This is a genomic window from Exiguobacterium chiriqhucha RW-2 (genome assembly GCF_000416965.1).
In the GTDB taxonomy this organism is placed as follows: Bacteria; Bacillota; Bacilli; order Exiguobacteriales; family Exiguobacteriaceae; genus Exiguobacterium; species Exiguobacterium chiriqhucha.
On the sequence record NZ_ATCL01000009.1, the window covers coordinates 295,571 to 311,417 of the forward strand.

Sequence of the window (15,847 nt, forward strand, 5' to 3'; positions counted from 1 at the left end):
ATATTAAATGTGTTTTAGATACTGCAATTGAATATTTAAAAATAGGCTCCCGCGTTCGCGAGAGCCTACCGGATTTATTATTTGACGAGTGTGATCGTCTTCGTTGTCACGTTACCGGCGAGGTCGGTCGCCTCGAACGTGAACGTGTTCTCACCTGATGTCACAGGAAGCGTGACCGTCTGTGTTTTTGCGAATGAACGCATCTCATACGGTGCTTTCAGCGCTTGGCTGAATTTCAAATCACCGTTGACGACGAGTTTCACTTCGTCGAAGTTGTCTTTCACTGTCACAGCGACGTCGACCGACGTTTGTTTTTTACCGATCTTCTTCGGTAGTTTTCCGAGTTCAATCACGGCTGGTGTCGTGTCTACGAAAATCGCACGTTGGAAGTTGGCGACGTTTCCAGCCGCATCCTCGGCGACGAACCGTAACTTATGGACACCGTCCGCGAACGTCCGCGTCGTGTCGAAGATGTGTTCTTTCTTCGCATCGTCCCATGTGAGCGGAACGTCAACACCGTCGACTTGGAACGACTGAATCGCAGATGCGTCTTGAATCGTTCCAGCGACCGGGACGACCGATGTCGCGTATGGCGTCAAAGCGAGCGGGGCGTTCACGAACACGCCCGGCTTATCCGCGTCTGTCGAGTAAGCGACCGTCTTCGTCATGCTGTTGCCGGCGTGATCGACGACGCGAACGCTGACTTGATCGGCGTCACTGACGCCTGTGAACGTATAGGCCTTGCCATCAGCTTGCTTGGCGACGGATTTTCCGTTCAAGAAATATTCGACCGAATGGATGCCAGAGAATTCATCTTTCGCTTGGACCGCCAAGCTCTCACCTTGCCATTTCGTCGTGAACGTCGGGTCCGTGTAATCGACTTTGACTGGGAAGCGAAGCGTCTGGGCTTGTTTCTTCATGTAATCGATACTTCCTTCGATTTCATAGAAGTACTTGCCGGCCGGGGCTGGCTTGCCGTTCAACTGGCCATCCCATGTGTAAGCGGCCGAGTAGTAATAAGGTGTGTTGGCACCGCCGTCAAAGTAGTTCTTGCGAAGCTCTTCGTCTTGGAACAACGTCCGGACGACATTGCCGGCCTCGTCGACGATGCGATATTTGACGTCCTTGGCGTTACGGAGCAACGAGAACACCGGTACGGCAACGTCTTTTGAGCCATCTTTGTCTGGTGAGAAGGCGATTGCGTCGGCAGAGACCGATTCGTCAAGGTTCGAACCGAGATAGTTGCCTGTTTGATCGACCATACCTGATACTTCGTAGAACGAGCCGTCTTCATAGATGGAGGCATCGAAGATTGGCGCCTTGCCCCAGTCTCCTTCGAAACCGACGAACGGTACGACGAGTGACGGGTTGCCCTCAGGACCGTTGACGTCCGTCAAGCGGACGAATCCATCAACGAAGTAACCGTTCTCGAAGACGTCTTTCGCCGGCACGAGACCGTCGAGTGTTTTTGGATTGAGCACTTTTGCTTTCGAGACGTCAAGTGCGACTTTGAGTTCTACTTTCGCGTTCGGTTTTACTTTGACCGTACTGACTTTCTTCCCGTTGACCGTCACTTTTGCATTCTCGAGCGCTTGGGCTTCCATCGCGTTCTGAACGAGTCCAGCCGTCTGCTCGATAGCGAGATCGGTCTGGAGTGACGAAGACACGTTATACGATACGGCCTTGTCCGACAAGTTCTCGACGACAAGCGTGAACGTCGCCTTGCTGCGGTTCAATTCCTTAAGCGCGACTTTCGCTTCTTTCGTCTTCTTCTCGTACGCGATTGCCGGTGTCGAGACGGCAGCATGCAATTGCATGAGACCAGCTCCACCACGACGCGGCGTGTAAGGGAGGTTTTGTTGTAACTGTTTGTTGAGCGGTCCGATATCCGTGACAGCTTTCGATGTGTTGATGAGCAAGTTCTTCGCCATCGTGACGCGTGCTGTTCCTGTCAAATTGAAGTCGCGGTCGACGCGTTCGAGGACGAGGGCAGCTCCGCCGGCCACGTGTGGGGCAGCCATCGATGTACCGCTCATCAAGCCGTACTGGTTATCATTCAACGTCGAGAAGATCTGTCCGCCCGGTGCTGAAATCTCTGGCTTGAAGTCGAGGTTTGGCGTCATGCCCCACGACGTGAAGTTCGAGAGCTGACCAGCCGCGCCGTTCGTGACACTGAGGCGATCGCCGGCAAAGCCGATTGTCATCTGTTCACCAGCGAGGAGACGTTGTTGCAACGTGTTCCCGTCTTTGATGCTAAGCGAGGCCATCGGGATTTTCGGGTTGGCCAATGCCATGCTCACATAATCGCCGTGACCGACAGCTCCACGGACAATGACGCCAGCTGCGCCGTTCGCTTCGGCTGTCTGTTGAATGTTTGAATAGAAGTAACTGCCGTCGCGAACCGCGAGGACGATTTTTCCTTTAACGTCTTTTCCGACGTATTGGCTCGGTTGGCCGTCGCCGACGTAAACGAGGTCGTAATTGCCTTGCGTGAAGGCAGGACCGTCTTGTTTTTTCCAACCGATTTTGTCAGTGGCGTCACCCGACTTGACTGAGAACGCGTCCAATTGAATTTGATCGTTCTCGAGCGAAGCGACGGATGTCGACGCCGAGCTGACACTCGGGGCACCGACGACGCCCGTGTCCGGATTATCGGCGTACGGAAGGTCGTAACCGTTGCCGAAGTAAGCCGAGTTTCCAGCCGAGATCGACATGAAGACACCGTTATCGACGGCACGTTGGACGGCTTGTTGTTCCGGTGAGTCGGCATCGACGAATCCGGCCGTTGAGCCGAGACTCATGTTGATGACGTCCGCACCGAGTTTGATGGCGTCATCGATGGCTTTGATGTAGATATCGCCGTATGTCGAAGCATAGTTCGGGTCGTTACTGAATACTTTGAGCCCGAGCACTTGTGCCTCAGGAGCGACACCTTTCAAGCCACCGGCCGCTTCATCCCCGTTGGCGGCGACAGTACCCGAGACGTGCATCCCGTGCATCGAGGCGCCAGGTGAATCGTCACGGATATCATCGTTCTCATCATAATAGTTATAAGCGTATGGGACTTTCTCGTTTATGTAAGCTCCAGGCATGCCGAACGTGCTGACGGCCGTCTCGACTTCTGTTTGAGACAACTCGGCTTTTGAATCATCCGTAAGACGGAAGTCACGGTGGTCGGCGTCAACGCCTGTATCGATGACAGCGACGATCGTCCCTTCGCCCGTGAACCCGTAATCGCCCCACGTCTGCTGTGATTGGACCATGCCATTACTCGTGACCATGTCCGGTTTGACTTCTGGACGTTCGTACTCGTTGACGACGTGGACGCTTGCGACTTCAGGCAACGCCTCGACCTTTTTGACGTCGGTCGCTGTGAGCATCGTACTGAAACCGTTGAAGACGGTCGTGAACTCTTCGAGCGTCACGGCCTTGACGCCTTTTTTCGAGATGGCAGCTTTCGCTTTCTTTTGTTCGGCTTTGACGAGCTTTTGAGCGCCGTCTTTCTCCGTTTTCGTCAACTCGTTAAACTTTTTACCCTTTTTCTTTGCTTGTTCGATGGCTGGGGCACCGACAAGTTCGACGACGACGCGCAATTTCTCATGTTTGTCGGTCGAGCTCACGCTTTGTTTGACAGATGGCTTGGCTAGGACAGGTTCTGCGCCGAGGCCGAGTAGGCCGGGCGTCAACGCGAGGCAAGTCGCGAGGGAGACGTTCAAATAAAATTTCGGTTGTGGCAATTTAGTATCCTCCAATCGTTTTTTGAAAAAATAAATCCATTTGTGGAAAATGATAGCGGATTTCAAACCAAAATTCTTCCTATTTTTTAAACGATAGGGTAATGAATTTGAACAAATTAAAAGATTCTGACAATTACTTTGGACCTATCCACGTTAAAATGTGGATAGGTCTTTTCTCATTTCCTGACTCTTTCATCGGATTAACAATAAATAATTCATCTCTCTCAAACAATATGGGCAATTCGCTTGAGATTTTAATCTAAAGTTGATACAGTCTGTAGTAGATAAATCATATAAAACTTATCGATATAGTCGGAATAAAGATGATGGGGTGATAACATGGGATTACAATTCATGGACATTTTTAAGGAATGGGCGTTAGAATATGACGCGACCGTGACCGGACATGACGAACAGTATCGTGAAGTGTTCGCCGGGTACGAGACGATGCTCAACGAGATCGTCGACCAATTAGAAGGCCGGGTCATGGAATTCGGAAGCGGGACAGGGAACTTGAGTGCAAAAATCTTGGAGCGCCACGAATTGATTTCGGTCGAACCGTCTCCGGAAATGCGGGCCGTCGCGGCCGAGAAGTTACAGCTCGATATCGTCGACGGTGACTTTCTCAACTATCCGACGGATCAACAGGTCGATACAATCGTGTCATCCTATGCGTTCCATCATTTGACGGATGATGAGAAACGGACGGCGATTCGAAGTTACGTCGAACACCTCGACGCCCCGCGCTTCGTCTTGCTCGATACGATGTTCGCCTCGCAAACAGCGAAACGGGACATCTTGGACTGGGCCGAAGCGAACGGCTATACCGATTTACTCGAGGATTTGAATCGAGAGTTTTATCCATATACCCAGACGATTCAAGCGATGCTCGAAGCAAACGGCTATACGGTTACGCTCACGCAAAAAAATAAATTCGTCTGGCTCGTCGTGGCCACGAAACAATCAGGAGGAACTCAATCATGAAAAGTTATAAAGTCGAAAGCTTTAATTTAGACCATACAAAAGTACAAGCGCCTTACGTCCGTTTAGCTGGAGTGAAGAAAGGGACGGCCGATACGATTTATAAATATGACATTCGCTTCATTCAACCGAACGAAGGGCTTATGCCGATGCGCGCCGTCCATTCGCTCGAGCACTTGATTGCCGAGAACAGCCGTAGCCACTCGAATCAAATCATTGACGTCTCGCCGATGGGTTGCCAGACAGGCTTCTATTGGACGATGTTGAACGACGGGGATTACGAAGCGATGCTCGACCTCGTTGAAGCGACACTCCGCGATGCAGCAAATGCGACAGAACTTCCAGCGCAAAACCCGATTCAATGCGGCAGCGCGAACCATCACGATTTCGAGGGTGCGAAGAAGCTCGCGGCCGACATGCTTGCTAAGCGTGACGAGTGGCACATCATCTTCAAGGACGAAGCGTAAATGATTGTCCAAAGCGTCTATGAATTGATCGGGGAGACGCCTCTTCTCGAATTGCGGACGTTACCGGTTCCTCCGGGTGTCAAAGTGTACGGCAAGCTCGAGATGATGAACCCGGGCGGTAGTGTCAAGGATCGGCTCGGTCTGCAATTGATTGAACGGGCGCTTGAACGTGGACAACTCGCACGCGGGGGAACGGTCGTCGAACCGACGGCCGGGAACACCGGGATCGGGCTCGCACTCGCCTGTCAACGTCACGGCATCAAGTTGATGACCGTCACTCCGGAGAAGTTCAGTCAAGAGAAGCAAGCGCTCATGGCGCTTCTCGGGGCGACCGTCGTCAACACGCCGACGGAGCTCGGGATGAAAGGGGCCATCGCGCGGGCGAAAGAGCTCGCCATCGAACATGACGCCTATGTGCCGGAACAGTTCTCGAATCCGGATAATCCGGACGCATACGTCGACACGCTCGCGCTCGAGCTTCAGGCCGACCTGCCGAACATCGATGTGTTCATCGCCGGGGCCGGCTCAGGGGGGACGTTTACAGGTGTCGCGAGCAAGTTGCGGCCGAACGGGACGAAGACAATCGTCGTCGAGCCGGAAGGGTCGATTTTGAACGGTGGAGCACCAGGGCCGCACAAGACAGAAGGCATCGGCGTCGAGGCGTGGCCGGCGTTCTTGCCGCGCGAGCTCGTCGACGGGATTTACACGATTACGGACGAAGAAGCGTTCTATTATGTCGCCCACCTCGCCAAACAAGAAGGTTTGCTCGTCGGAAGTTCATCCGGAGCGGCCATCGCGGCATGCGTACAAGAAGCGGCTCAGATGACAGAAGGCGTCATCGTGACGATTTTACCGGACAGCGTTGAACGTTATTTAAGTCAAGGAATAGTCAAGGAGGCAGAATATGCGTACAAAAACAGCACTCATTCACGGCGGTAAAACAACGGACCCGTTGACGGGAGCCGTCACACCACCGATTTATCAGACGAGCACGTATAAGCAAGACGGCATCGGCAATCTCCGCGAAGGATATGAATATTCGCGGACGGCCAACCCGACACGGACGGCACTTGAAACGCTCATCGCGGATATCGAGGGCGGTGCCAGCGGATTTGCGTTCGGTTCTGGGATGGCAGCCATCTCGACGATTTTAATGTTAATGAAATCAGGGGACCACGTCATCGTCGGTTCTGACGTATATGGGGGAACGTACCGTGTATTCAATCGAGTATTTCAATCACTTGGCTTGGAGGCAACTTTTGTCGATACGGCCGATACGCAAGCGGTCCGTGAAGCGCTCCAGCCGAACACGAAAATGATTTACGTCGAGACACCGACGAACCCGTTGTTGAACGTGACCGACATGCGCCTCATCCGCGCCATCGCTGATGAGGCGGACGTCCTGTTCGTCGTCGACAACACGTTCATGACACCGTACTTCCAAAACCCGATCGAATTGGGGGCGGACTACGTGCTTCATAGTGCCACAAAATATTTAGGCGGCCATAGCGACGTCGTCGCCGGTCTCGTCGTCGCCCGCACGGAAGAGCTTGGGGAGCGTTTGGCGTTCTTGCAAAACTCAGTCGGCGCGGTACTTGGACCACAAGACAGCTTCCTCGTTGTTCGCGGCATCAAGACGCTCGCGGTCCGCATGGAAGCGATTGAAGCGAACGCGCTCGCGCTCGTCGACTACTTGACGAAGCATGAAGCCGTCAGCCGTGTCTTGCATCCGAGTGTCGGCAGCGAAGAAGCGAAGCGGGTCCACTTGTCGCAGGCACGTGGTTTCGGTGGAATGATCGCCTTCGATGTCGGTTCAGCCGAAGCGGCCGAACTCGTCGTAGCGAAGACGAAGTACTTCACACTCGCCGAAAGTCTCGGCGCGGTCGAGAGCTTGATTAGCGTACCAGCTCGGATGACGCATGCGTCAATCCCTGCGGAACGCCGTCTCGAACTCGGGATTACGGACGGACTCGTCCGCATCTCGGTCGGCCTTGAAGATGTACAAGATTTGATTGAAGATTTGGAGCAGGCGCTCGCGACCGTGGCGACGATTCCGAACTAAGTTGCATAGCGATACGAGGTGCGCTCGCGAGCGTGCCTCTTTTTGTCGTGTGCAAGGTGAAAGAATTCGCTTGAATGTCCTAATCGCATCGACTACACTGACGATAATTGATTACGAGAGCGGGTGAACAGAGTGAACAAAGGCGTCATGCCAACGGTCGGGGCCTACGTCATGTGGGGCGTCCTACCGATTTATTGGAAGTTTTTGCAGGAAATACCGAGCGGTCAAATCTTGGCCCATCGCATCGTCTGGTCGTTCCTCTTCATCTTACTTGTCTTGAAATGGACGAAACAGTGGACCGAGTTCAACTATGCGCTTCGGCACCGGGCGACAAGGAACGCCTTTATGTTGAACGGATTTATCGTCAGTGCCAACTGGTTCGTCTACATATGGGCGGTCAATCACGGCTATATCATCGAAGCGTCACTCGGCTATTACATCAATCCGCTCGTGAGCATGGTGTTAGGTGTGCTTGTTTTTCGGGAATCATTAAATCGAGTACAATGGCTGGCGGTGACCGTGGCGGCAATCGGCGTGCTCGTCTTGACGTTCGGCTATGGGTCGTTCCCGTGGATCGCGTTCATTTTGGCCAGTACGTTCGGGTTTTACGGGATGGTGAAAAAACGCCGTCCACTCGCCTCGACGGTTAGCCTCGGCATCGAGACGCTCGCGGTCGTGCCGGTCGCTATCATTTTCTTGGGTTGGCAGACGTCTCAGGGAGGATTGACGATGACGACCGAACCGGTCATTTGGGTTGCGTTGGTCGGGACAGGCGTGATGACGGCGCTACCCCTTCTTTTGTTCGGGTATGGTGCCCAACATATCCCGTTCACGCTCGTCGGGTTTCTTCAGTTCATCGCACCGACGCTCAGTCTCGCAATCGGGGTCATTCTCTATAATGAACCGTTCACGGGCTATCACGTTTTTGCGTTCACATGTATATGGATTGCCATTTTCTTCTTTAGTTGGAACAGTTGGATCCAGACGCGGAAACGCCGTCAACTCGTCTGAATTGAAAGCTGTTACATTTCAAGAAAACATGATAATATGTTAGATGTCAGACCTATATGTCAGACCGATACATCAGAGGAGGAATTTTACGATGGAATTAGCACGTTATATCGACCACACAGCCTTGAAGGCAGAAACAACGAAAGATCAAGTCACAAAACTTTGTGCCGAGGCGCTCGAATACAAATTCGCAAGCGTCTGTGTCAACCCGACATGGGTGAAGTACGCGGCGGAACAACTCAAATCAGATGACGACGTCAAAGTATGTACGGTCATCGGCTTCCCACTCGGAGCTAACACGCCAGAAGTGAAAGCGTTCGAAACTAAAGACGCGATTGCAAACGGCGCAGGCGAAATCGATATGGTCATCAACATCGGTGCCATGAAAGACGGCGACTTCGATCTCGTTGAGCGCGATATCCGCGCTGTCGTCGAAGCGGCAAACGGAACGCTCGTTAAAGTCATCTTTGAGACGTGCCTCCTTACGAAAGAAGAAATCAAAAAAGCGGCTGAGCTTTCAGTCAAAGCAGGCGCAGATTTCGTGAAAACGTCGACTGGCTTCTCGACAGGCGGCGCGACAGTAGAAGATATCCGCCTCATGCGTGAGACGGTCGGACCAGATCTCGGCGTTAAAGCTTCAGGCGGCGTACGTGATTTCGAAGGCGCACAAGCGATGATCGATGCCGGCGCGACGCGCATCGGCGCATCAGCTGGAATCGCCATCGTTACAGGCGGACGTTCAGACAGCGACTATTAATAACTAGTGGTTGACCGCACGACTTACTTTCACTATAATATGTTATGACGTGTGAAACACGTTTCCTTAGTCGTGTAATTCGGAGGGAGGGAAAACTAGTGGAAACTCGTGTCCGTAAAAACGAATCGCTTGAAGACGCTCTTCGTCGTTTCAAACGCGGTGTTTCGAAAGATGGCACTCTTGCCGAAGTTCGCAAACGTCGTCACTACGAAAAGCCAAGCGTAAAACGTAAATTGAAATCAGAAGCTGCGCGTAAGCGTAAGAAATTCTAATTTCAGTTTCATTTGTAGAGAGGGTGTTAGCTCATGAGTCTTCAAGAACGCTTGACGGACGACATGAAGCAAGCCATGCGCGCGAAACAGAAAGATCGTCTCACGACGATCCGGATGGTCAAAGCGTCGCTCCAAAATGAGGCCATCAAATTTGGTCGACAAGATCTAACTGAGGAAGAGGAACTCACGGTGCTCAACCGAGAGATGAAACAGCGCAGAGACTCCCTCCGAGAATTCGAAAGCGCTGGTCGTGAAGACCTTGCTTCTAAAGTAGCTGACGAGATTGTCGTACTAGAGGCCTATATGCCTGAACAACTTTCTGAAGATGAAGTCACGGCAATCGTGAAAGCAGCTATTGCTCAAACGAATGCTACAGGCCCGTCGGATATGGGTAAGGTGATGGGCGTCGTCATGCCTCAAGTTAAAGGCAAGGCAGACGGTGGTCTTGTGAACCGCATTGTCAAACAACAATTGACGAATTAATGAGAGAGACAGAGATTTTTGGGTCAAACCAAAAGTTTCTGTCTTTTTTTGCGTATTCCGAAACCAAAAGCGAACTTGTTTCGTATACACTAGAGATAAGAGGTAGCTTGTGAACTCGGAAGGGGGTTGCAATACGATGACATTTGGTCTCGGAGTGATTCTGACGGTGTTTTTTGTCGGGATCGTCCTTCTAGGAATTGAAGTGTTCGTTGCCGGTTTTGGATTGTTCGGCGTGCTAGGGATTGGGGCTGTCGTCGCCAGTTTGATTATGGCGGGTGCCACAATCGGACAACTGTGGTTGTCGCTTGGTTTAGCCACGGCCATCGTCGCTGGACTCGGATTTTGGGCATATCGTCGCCTACAGTCCAATCGATCGCTCATGTATAAAGGGTTGATTTTGACCGATTCGACGTCAACAGACAAAGGGTATTTGTCCCACGATGACCGCAAACGGTTGCTCGGGAAAGTCGGGGTCACGTTGACGCCGCTTCGCCCGGCGGGTACCGCTGAGATTGACGGAGAACGGATTGATGTCGTGACAGAAGGTAGCTATCTCGATTCGCAAACGAAAATTCAGGTGTATAAAGTCGATTCAGGGCGCGTTGTCGTCCGCAACTTTATAGAGCCGAAGGAGGATGTAACAGAATGACACCAGAACTATTGACCACGTTACTCATCTCGGGTGGAGGATTGATTGCGCTCGCCGTATTCTTCACGTTCGTACCGGTCGGGCTGTGGATCAGCTCGTTCGCCGCTGGCGTCCACGTCTCGATCTTCACACTAATCGGGATGCGACTCCGTCGCGTCGTCCCATCGAAAATCGTCAACCCGCTCATCAAAGCGGTCAAAGCCGGCATCGGCTTGAACACGAACCAGCTCGAGAGTCACTTCTTGGCTGGAGGTAACGTCGACCGTGTCGTCAACGCCTTGATTGCGGCCCACCGTGCCGATATCGAATTATCGTTTGAACGTGCCGCAGCAATCGATCTTGCTGGCCGTAACGTGTTAGAGGCGGTTCAAATGTCCGTTAACCCGAAAGTCATCGAAACGCCGTTCATCGCCGGTGTGGCCATGGATGGGATTGAAGTGAAGGCGAAAGCTCGCATCACGGTCCGTGCCAACATCGACCGTCTTGTCGGGGGTGCCGGGGAAGAGACGATTATCGCCCGTGTCGGTGAAGGGGTCGTCTCGACGATCGGTTCACAACACAACCATAAGCACGTCTTGGAGAACCCTGACATGATTTCACGTACCGTATTGACGAAAGGTCTCGATTCAGGGACCGCGTTTGAAATCCTATCAATCGACATCGCCGACATCGATATCGGTAAAAACATTGGGGCGGTCCTCCAGACCGACCAAGCCGAAGCTGATAAGAAAATCGCGCAAGCGAAAGCGGAAGAACGCCGCGCGATGGCAATCGCCCGTGAGCAAGAGATGAAATCATCGGTCGAAGAGATGCGCGCCAAAGTCGTCGCGGCCGAGGCGGAAGTCCCACTCGCGATGGCCGACGCACTTCGAAACGGCAAACTCGGGGTCATGGATTACGTCAACTACTTGAACGTCCAAGCCGATACAGAAATGCGTAAAGCAATCGGTCATCCTGTCGAATCTGATAGAGAGTAACGGACATGGATGGACTCTGGGTACTACTCTTAGCCGCTTTCGGGATTGCCTCGGCGGTCATGAAGCGGATGGAGAAACCATCATCTACTGGAGAACGACCACCGAGTACGGATTTGAAACGTTATCTCGATACGGTCGGTGACATGATGAAAGAAGTCGAGGCGACGTTCGATGAGCCGCGCAACAAGCAAGACAAACCGGCTCCTCAGAAACTACGTCGCCGTGTCGCCGCACCGGCCGAAACAACAGACCGACATGCACCGCGTCGACGTGAAGAACTACCGCACGTGAGTGCCCAGTTCGAACAGACGGTCAAAATTCCACCGATTTCCGAGTCGACCGAGTCGCGGCCACAACCGCGCATCTCGATGAAGCAAGTTCGGCAAGCGGTCGTGTGGAGTGAAATTTTGCAACCGCCGGTGTCGAAACGCCGTCGTTAAACCTGAGGCAGTGACTCCGTGTCACTGCTTCTTTTTGTTGGAGGAATGGACGGTCTTTCTTTCACGAACGGCTTGATAGTGCTAAAGTAAAGAAGGAACAATCTACTGATGGGGAGGAGAAACAACCATTGATTATGACTGATAAAATTCCGTTCGTCATGGAACATGCGAACGAAGCGCAGGCGCTCCTCGGACCGAAGGACGAGGTATTTCAAGCCATCGAAGCAGAACTCGCGGTCGCACTCACTCCTCGTGGAGAAGAATTAATCATTCAGGCCGATACGGCCGATACGCTCGAATTGACGAAGGCCGTTATCAAGACGTTGCAACAACTCGTTAAAAAAGGGGCTCGCTTGAACGAAAGCGATGCCATCAGTGTGATTCAACACATCAAGGTCGGCAAGGGCGACGAGTTGCTCGAGCATTATGAGCGGGTCGTCTTCACGACAAACAAAGGGAAACCGATTCGGGCGAAGACGGTCGGGCAGAGCCGATATGTCCGGGCCATCGAAAAACGTGACCTCGTGTTCGGAATCGGACCGGCGGGGACCGGGAAGACATATTTGGCCGTCGTTTTGGCAGCGCGTGCGCTGAAAGAAGGCCAAGTCAAACGAATCATTTTGACGCGTCCGGCGGTCGAAGCGGGTGAAAACTTGGGCTTCTTGCCAGGGGACTTGAAAGAGAAGGTCGACCCGTACTTGCGTCCGTTGTACGACGCCTTGTTTGACGTCTATGGCGTCGAACAGACGAACCGATTGCTCGAACGCGGCACGATCGAAGTCGCGCCGCTCGCTTACATGCGCGGCCGGACGCTTGAAGATGCGTTTGTCATTTTAGACGAGGCCCAGAATACGACGAAAGAACAGATGAAGATGTTTTTGACGCGACTCGGGTTCGGCTCGAAAATGGTCGTCACCGGCGATTTGACGCAAGTCGATTTGCCGAAAGGTAAAGCGTCAGGACTGCAAGAAGCATTACATCTGCTTGAAGGTGTCGATGGGATTCATTTTGAACATTTCACGTCGTCCGACGTCGTTCGCCATCCGCTCGTCAAGAAAATCATTAACGCCTATAGTACCGAACTCACATAACCAAAAGGGGGGGCACTGATGCAGCAAGCACGTCATTGGACGGTCGCGACAATCTCCGTCCTCTTTTTTCTCATTTTAGGCGCGATTCTATACTTTACGGTGCGCCCATCCATCATTAGTGTCGAGCCGCTCGGGATTGCCGAACAGGACATTCGCTCGCCGGTCACGATTGAAGACCGGACGGCGACGGAGCGGTTACGACAAGATGCGATCAATAGCGTCGGCAGTCAGTTCTCGTTGCGGCGCGAGTTTGCCGATCAACAGATCGCCAAAGTCGAGCAACTGTTCGCAGCGTTCGAAGAGACGGAAGATGACACCGAGCTATCAGACATCAAAAATCGCTTGAACTCGACCGAGGTGAACGGATTCCTCGGCGATGATGAACTGAACCTTCTGCTCGAGGCGAGCGAGAACACCCGTCGTACGGTCGAAGACGTCACCGTGACGGCGCTCCAAGAAGTGATGGGTAACCGCATCGACACGAGCTCACAGTCCATCTCAGAAGCGAGAGATCGGGCTGAGACACTTGTCGACCAATCACCGCTCTCACTCGAGTTCCGGGCGATCGCTAACAGCCTGAGCGATCAATTGATCGTACCGAACTACGTGTTCGACTCTGAAGCGACACGTGAGAAAGAACAGCAGGCGGTCGATGCGGTCGAACCGGTCATCATTCAAGAAGGCCAGTTGCTCGTCAACCAAGGCGAGGTCGTGACGCGCGAAATCTACCGCAAACTCGAATTGACAGGGGCCATCGATCCAAATCGTTCATTCGCACCGCTGTTCGGGGCTTACTTACTGAGCGGACTGTTGACGATCGGTTTTCTGTTCATGTTAATCCGTTCGAAAATCCAACAACTGTTACTCCGCCCTAAAATCTTGATTACTGTCTATGGATTATTATTGTTACAGCTCGGCATCTTCTTTGGTGTCGGTTATATCGGTATCGAGTTCACGACATATGCGTACGTGCTCGCACCGACGGCATTCGTCGTCCTGTTGCTGCGTATCCTCGTCGATGAACGGGTCGCGCTCGCCTCGGCGTTGATCACGATGATTGCCGGGTCGATTGTGGCGAGTTTCGGGCAAAACACGAGCTTCATGACGGTCGTCTATTTCGCGACCGGAAGTTTCTTGGCCGTCTTCCTCGTCGAACCGAAGATTCAGCGCAAACGACTATTCTTGTCCGGTGTGTTGCTCGGCATTATCAATATCATCATGGTGCTCGCGCTCTTGTTCTTGCGCAACACGCAAGTGACGTGGGAGATGGTCGCCTACTTATCCGGTTTCGCCATCACGAGCGCGCTGTTGTCCATCGTGCTCACCTTCGGCTTCTTGCCGTTCCTTGAACCGTGGTTCGGCGTCCTATCGTCGGGTCGCCTCATCGAATTGATGAGTCCGACGCATCCGCTGTTACGCAAGTTGTTGATGGAGGCTCCGGGGACGTATCATCACAGCATGATGGTCGCCAACTTGGCCGAATCGGCTTGCGAGGCGATTGGTGCCGACGGACTGCTCGCCCGGGTCGCCAGTTATTATCATGACCTCGGTAAGACCGAGCGTCCGCTCCATTTCATCGAGAATCAGCAGAACGGCGTCAACCCGCACGACCGGCTCACACCGGAGGAATCAGCCGACATCATCATGGCCCATCCATATGACGGGGCCGATCTGTTGAGTCGTTATAAGTTGCCAAAAGAGATTATCGATATCGCCGAGCAACATCACGGCACATCGCTCTTGAAGTTCTTTTATGTGAAAGCAAAAGAGACGCGTGACGTCAATGAATCACGCTTCCGCTACCCGGGACCGAAGCCGCAGACACGCGAGGCGGCGGTCGTCATGATCGTCGATTCAATCGAGGCGGCGGTCCGGTCACAGAAGCAACCGACACCAGAACGGATTCGCCAGCTCGTCAGTGCGATTATTCGTGATAAGCTACAAGACGGGCAATTCGAAGACTGCGAGTTGACGACGAAAGAAGTATGGCGCGTCGGGGAAAGCGCGTGTGAGACGCTGACCGGCCTGTTCCATGAACGAATCGAGTATCCAGAACTGAAGAAAGAAGGAGACTTACATGCAAATCATTTCGAACGATGAGCACGGCTTATTGTCGGATGCTCAAATCGAGCTCGTTGAATCCATATTGGTCCATGCGGCGATGGAAGAAGACGTCGAAGAACCGAGTGAGCTATCGGTCACGTTCTTGACGAACGATGAGATTCAAGCCATCAACCGCGAATGGCGCGGGAAAGATGCGGCGACCGACGTCATCAGTTTCGCCTTTGATGAGATGGGAGAAGACGAGATGGACTTCATGCTCGATGAAGACGAGCCCCGTCTCCTAGGGGACTTGCTCATCTCGGTCGAACGTTGTCGCGAACAGGCGGCCGATTATGGCCACTCGTTCGAACGGGAACTCGGATTCTTGGCGATTCACGGATTTCTCCACTTGCTCGGGTATGACCATATGACGCCCGAGGAAGAAGCAGAGATGACGGCGCGCCAAGAACAAGTGCTCGCTCACTTCGAGCTGAAACGAGGCGAAGTGTGAAACCGTTCTGGTTCGCCTTGCACGGCATCGTGCACGCAGTGCGGACCGAACGCAACATGCTGATTCATCTCGTATCGAGCCTGCTCGTCGTCGTGTTTGCCTGGTGGCTCCCGACGACGAAACTCGAGAACTTGATTCTGTTCGGCTGGGTCGTGCTCGTCATCGCGCTCGAGCTGATGAACACGGCGGTCGAACGCACGGTCGACCTCGTCACGAAAGACATCCACCCGCTCGCGAAGCAAGCGAAAGACGTCGCGGCCGGGTCGGTCCTCGTCGCAGCGATCGGGGCCGCCATCACGGCCCTATTCATTTTTTGTCCTTATATAATCGACAAATTCGTTATATGATTGAACGTATTGCAAATTT

16 protein-coding genes are annotated in these 15,847 nt (G+C 52.9%); 15 read left to right on the forward strand and 1 reads right to left on the reverse strand.

What is annotated here, in order from left to right:
* Positions 1-77: 77 nt before the first annotated feature.
* Positions 78-3,737, reverse strand: coding sequence for a S8 family serine peptidase (locus M467_RS18690; protein WP_031199854.1), 3,660 nt, complete (start codon positions 3,735-3,737; stop codon positions 78-80).
* A gap of 339 nt (positions 3,738-4,076) precedes the next feature.
* Here M467_RS18690 and M467_RS18695 point away from each other — a divergent pair, with 339 nt between their 5' ends.
* The 15 genes from M467_RS18695 to M467_RS18765 all read left to right on the forward strand — a co-directional run bounded on the left by M467_RS18695 (position 4,077) and on the right by M467_RS18765 (position 15,828).
* Entirely contained in the window at positions 4,077-4,721 is a 645-nt protein-coding gene (locus M467_RS18695; RefSeq protein WP_021065677.1) for a class I SAM-dependent methyltransferase, read from the forward strand.
* Entirely contained in the window at positions 4,718-5,185 is a 468-nt protein-coding gene (locus M467_RS18700) for an S-ribosylhomocysteine lyase (RefSeq protein WP_021065678.1), read from the forward strand. Before M467_RS18695 ends, M467_RS18700 begins: the two co-directional genes overlap by 4 nt.
* Positions 5,186-6,124 (forward strand): PLP-dependent cysteine synthase family protein, encoded by a 939-nt coding sequence (locus tag M467_RS18705; RefSeq protein ID WP_021065679.1) that lies wholly within the window; start codon positions 5,186-5,188, stop codon positions 6,122-6,124.
* Positions 6,090-7,247 (forward strand): bifunctional cystathionine gamma-lyase/homocysteine desulfhydrase, encoded by a 1,158-nt coding sequence (locus tag M467_RS18710; protein WP_021065680.1) that lies wholly within the window; start codon positions 6,090-6,092, stop codon positions 7,245-7,247. The genes M467_RS18705 and M467_RS18710 overlap by 35 nt, the downstream gene beginning before the upstream one ends.
* A 132-nt stretch (positions 7,248-7,379) precedes the next feature.
* On the forward strand, positions 7,380-8,258 hold the full coding sequence (gene rarD, locus M467_RS18715; protein WP_021065681.1) for an EamA family transporter RarD: 879 nt from the start codon (positions 7,380-7,382) through the stop codon (positions 8,256-8,258).
* Between the two features lie 91 nt (positions 8,259-8,349).
* Positions 8,350-9,015: a deoxyribose-phosphate aldolase gene (gene deoC / locus M467_RS18720; RefSeq protein ID WP_021065682.1), complete on the forward strand. Its 666-nt coding sequence runs from the start codon at positions 8,350-8,352 to the stop codon at positions 9,013-9,015.
* Positions 9,016-9,092: 77 nt separating this feature from the next.
* The gene (gene rpsU, locus M467_RS18725) at positions 9,093-9,287 is read left to right on the forward strand and encodes a 30S ribosomal protein S21 (RefSeq protein WP_029334745.1); all 195 of its coding nucleotides are present in this window, start codon (positions 9,093-9,095) and stop codon (positions 9,285-9,287) included.
* Positions 9,288-9,320: 33 nt separating this feature from the next.
* Positions 9,321-9,770, forward strand: a complete 450-nt coding sequence (locus M467_RS18730; protein ID WP_021065683.1) for a GatB/YqeY domain-containing protein — start codon at positions 9,321-9,323, stop codon at positions 9,768-9,770.
* 136 nt (positions 9,771-9,906) lie between these two features.
* Complete coding sequence (locus M467_RS18735; protein ID WP_021065684.1) at positions 9,907-10,419, forward strand: NfeD family protein; 513 nt, start codon at positions 9,907-9,909, stop codon at positions 10,417-10,419.
* Positions 10,416-11,396 carry a flotillin-like protein FloA gene (floA, locus tag M467_RS18740; protein WP_021065685.1) on the forward strand — a complete coding sequence of 327 codons (981 nt, stop codon included), beginning with the start codon at positions 10,416-10,418 and terminating at the stop codon, positions 11,394-11,396. Before M467_RS18735 ends, floA begins: the two co-directional genes overlap by 4 nt.
* A gap of 5 nt (positions 11,397-11,401) precedes the next feature.
* Entirely contained in the window at positions 11,402-11,836 is a 435-nt protein-coding gene (locus tag M467_RS18745; RefSeq protein WP_021065686.1) for a hypothetical protein, read from the forward strand.
* 134 nt (positions 11,837-11,970) lie between these two features.
* Complete coding sequence (locus M467_RS18750; protein WP_031199860.1) at positions 11,971-12,927, forward strand: PhoH family protein; 957 nt, start codon at positions 11,971-11,973, stop codon at positions 12,925-12,927.
* 18 nt (positions 12,928-12,945) lie between these two features.
* The gene (locus M467_RS18755) at positions 12,946-15,027 is read left to right on the forward strand and encodes an HD family phosphohydrolase (protein WP_021065688.1); all 2,082 of its coding nucleotides are present in this window, start codon (positions 12,946-12,948) and stop codon (positions 15,025-15,027) included.
* Positions 15,005-15,481 (forward strand): rRNA maturation RNase YbeY, encoded by a 477-nt coding sequence (gene ybeY, locus M467_RS18760; protein WP_021065689.1) that lies wholly within the window; start codon positions 15,005-15,007, stop codon positions 15,479-15,481. Before M467_RS18755 ends, ybeY begins: the two co-directional genes overlap by 23 nt.
* Complete coding sequence (locus tag M467_RS18765; RefSeq protein ID WP_021065690.1) at positions 15,478-15,828, forward strand: diacylglycerol kinase family protein; 351 nt, start codon at positions 15,478-15,480, stop codon at positions 15,826-15,828. Before ybeY ends, M467_RS18765 begins: the two co-directional genes overlap by 4 nt.
* The last annotated feature ends 19 nt before the right edge of the window (positions 15,829-15,847 follow it).

Coding starts and splice junctions, on each gene's coding strand:
- M467_RS18700 (WP_021065678.1), top strand. CDS start 4,718: ATGAAAAGTTATAAAGTCGAAAGCTTTAATTTAGACCATACAAAAGTA.
- M467_RS18730 (WP_021065683.1), top strand. CDS start 9,321: ATGAGTCTTCAAGAACGCTTGACGGACGACATGAAGCAAGCCATGCGC.
- ybeY (WP_021065689.1), top strand. CDS start 15,005: ATGCAAATCATTTCGAACGATGAGCACGGCTTATTGTCGGATGCTCAA.
- M467_RS18750 (WP_031199860.1), top strand. CDS start 11,971: ATGACTGATAAAATTCCGTTCGTCATGGAACATGCGAACGAAGCGCAG.
- M467_RS18705 (WP_021065679.1), top strand. CDS start 5,186: ATGATTGTCCAAAGCGTCTATGAATTGATCGGGGAGACGCCTCTTCTC.
- deoC (WP_021065682.1), top strand. CDS start 8,350: ATGGAATTAGCACGTTATATCGACCACACAGCCTTGAAGGCAGAAACA.
- floA (WP_021065685.1), top strand. CDS start 10,416: ATGACACCAGAACTATTGACCACGTTACTCATCTCGGGTGGAGGATTG.
- M467_RS18735 (WP_021065684.1), top strand. CDS start 9,907: ATGACATTTGGTCTCGGAGTGATTCTGACGGTGTTTTTTGTCGGGATC.
- M467_RS18745 (WP_021065686.1), top strand. CDS start 11,402: ATGGATGGACTCTGGGTACTACTCTTAGCCGCTTTCGGGATTGCCTCG.
- M467_RS18695 (WP_021065677.1), top strand. CDS start 4,077: ATGGGATTACAATTCATGGACATTTTTAAGGAATGGGCGTTAGAATAT.
- M467_RS18710 (WP_021065680.1), top strand. CDS start 6,090: ATGCGTACAAAAACAGCACTCATTCACGGCGGTAAAACAACGGACCCG.
- M467_RS18755 (WP_021065688.1), top strand. CDS start 12,946: ATGCAGCAAGCACGTCATTGGACGGTCGCGACAATCTCCGTCCTCTTT.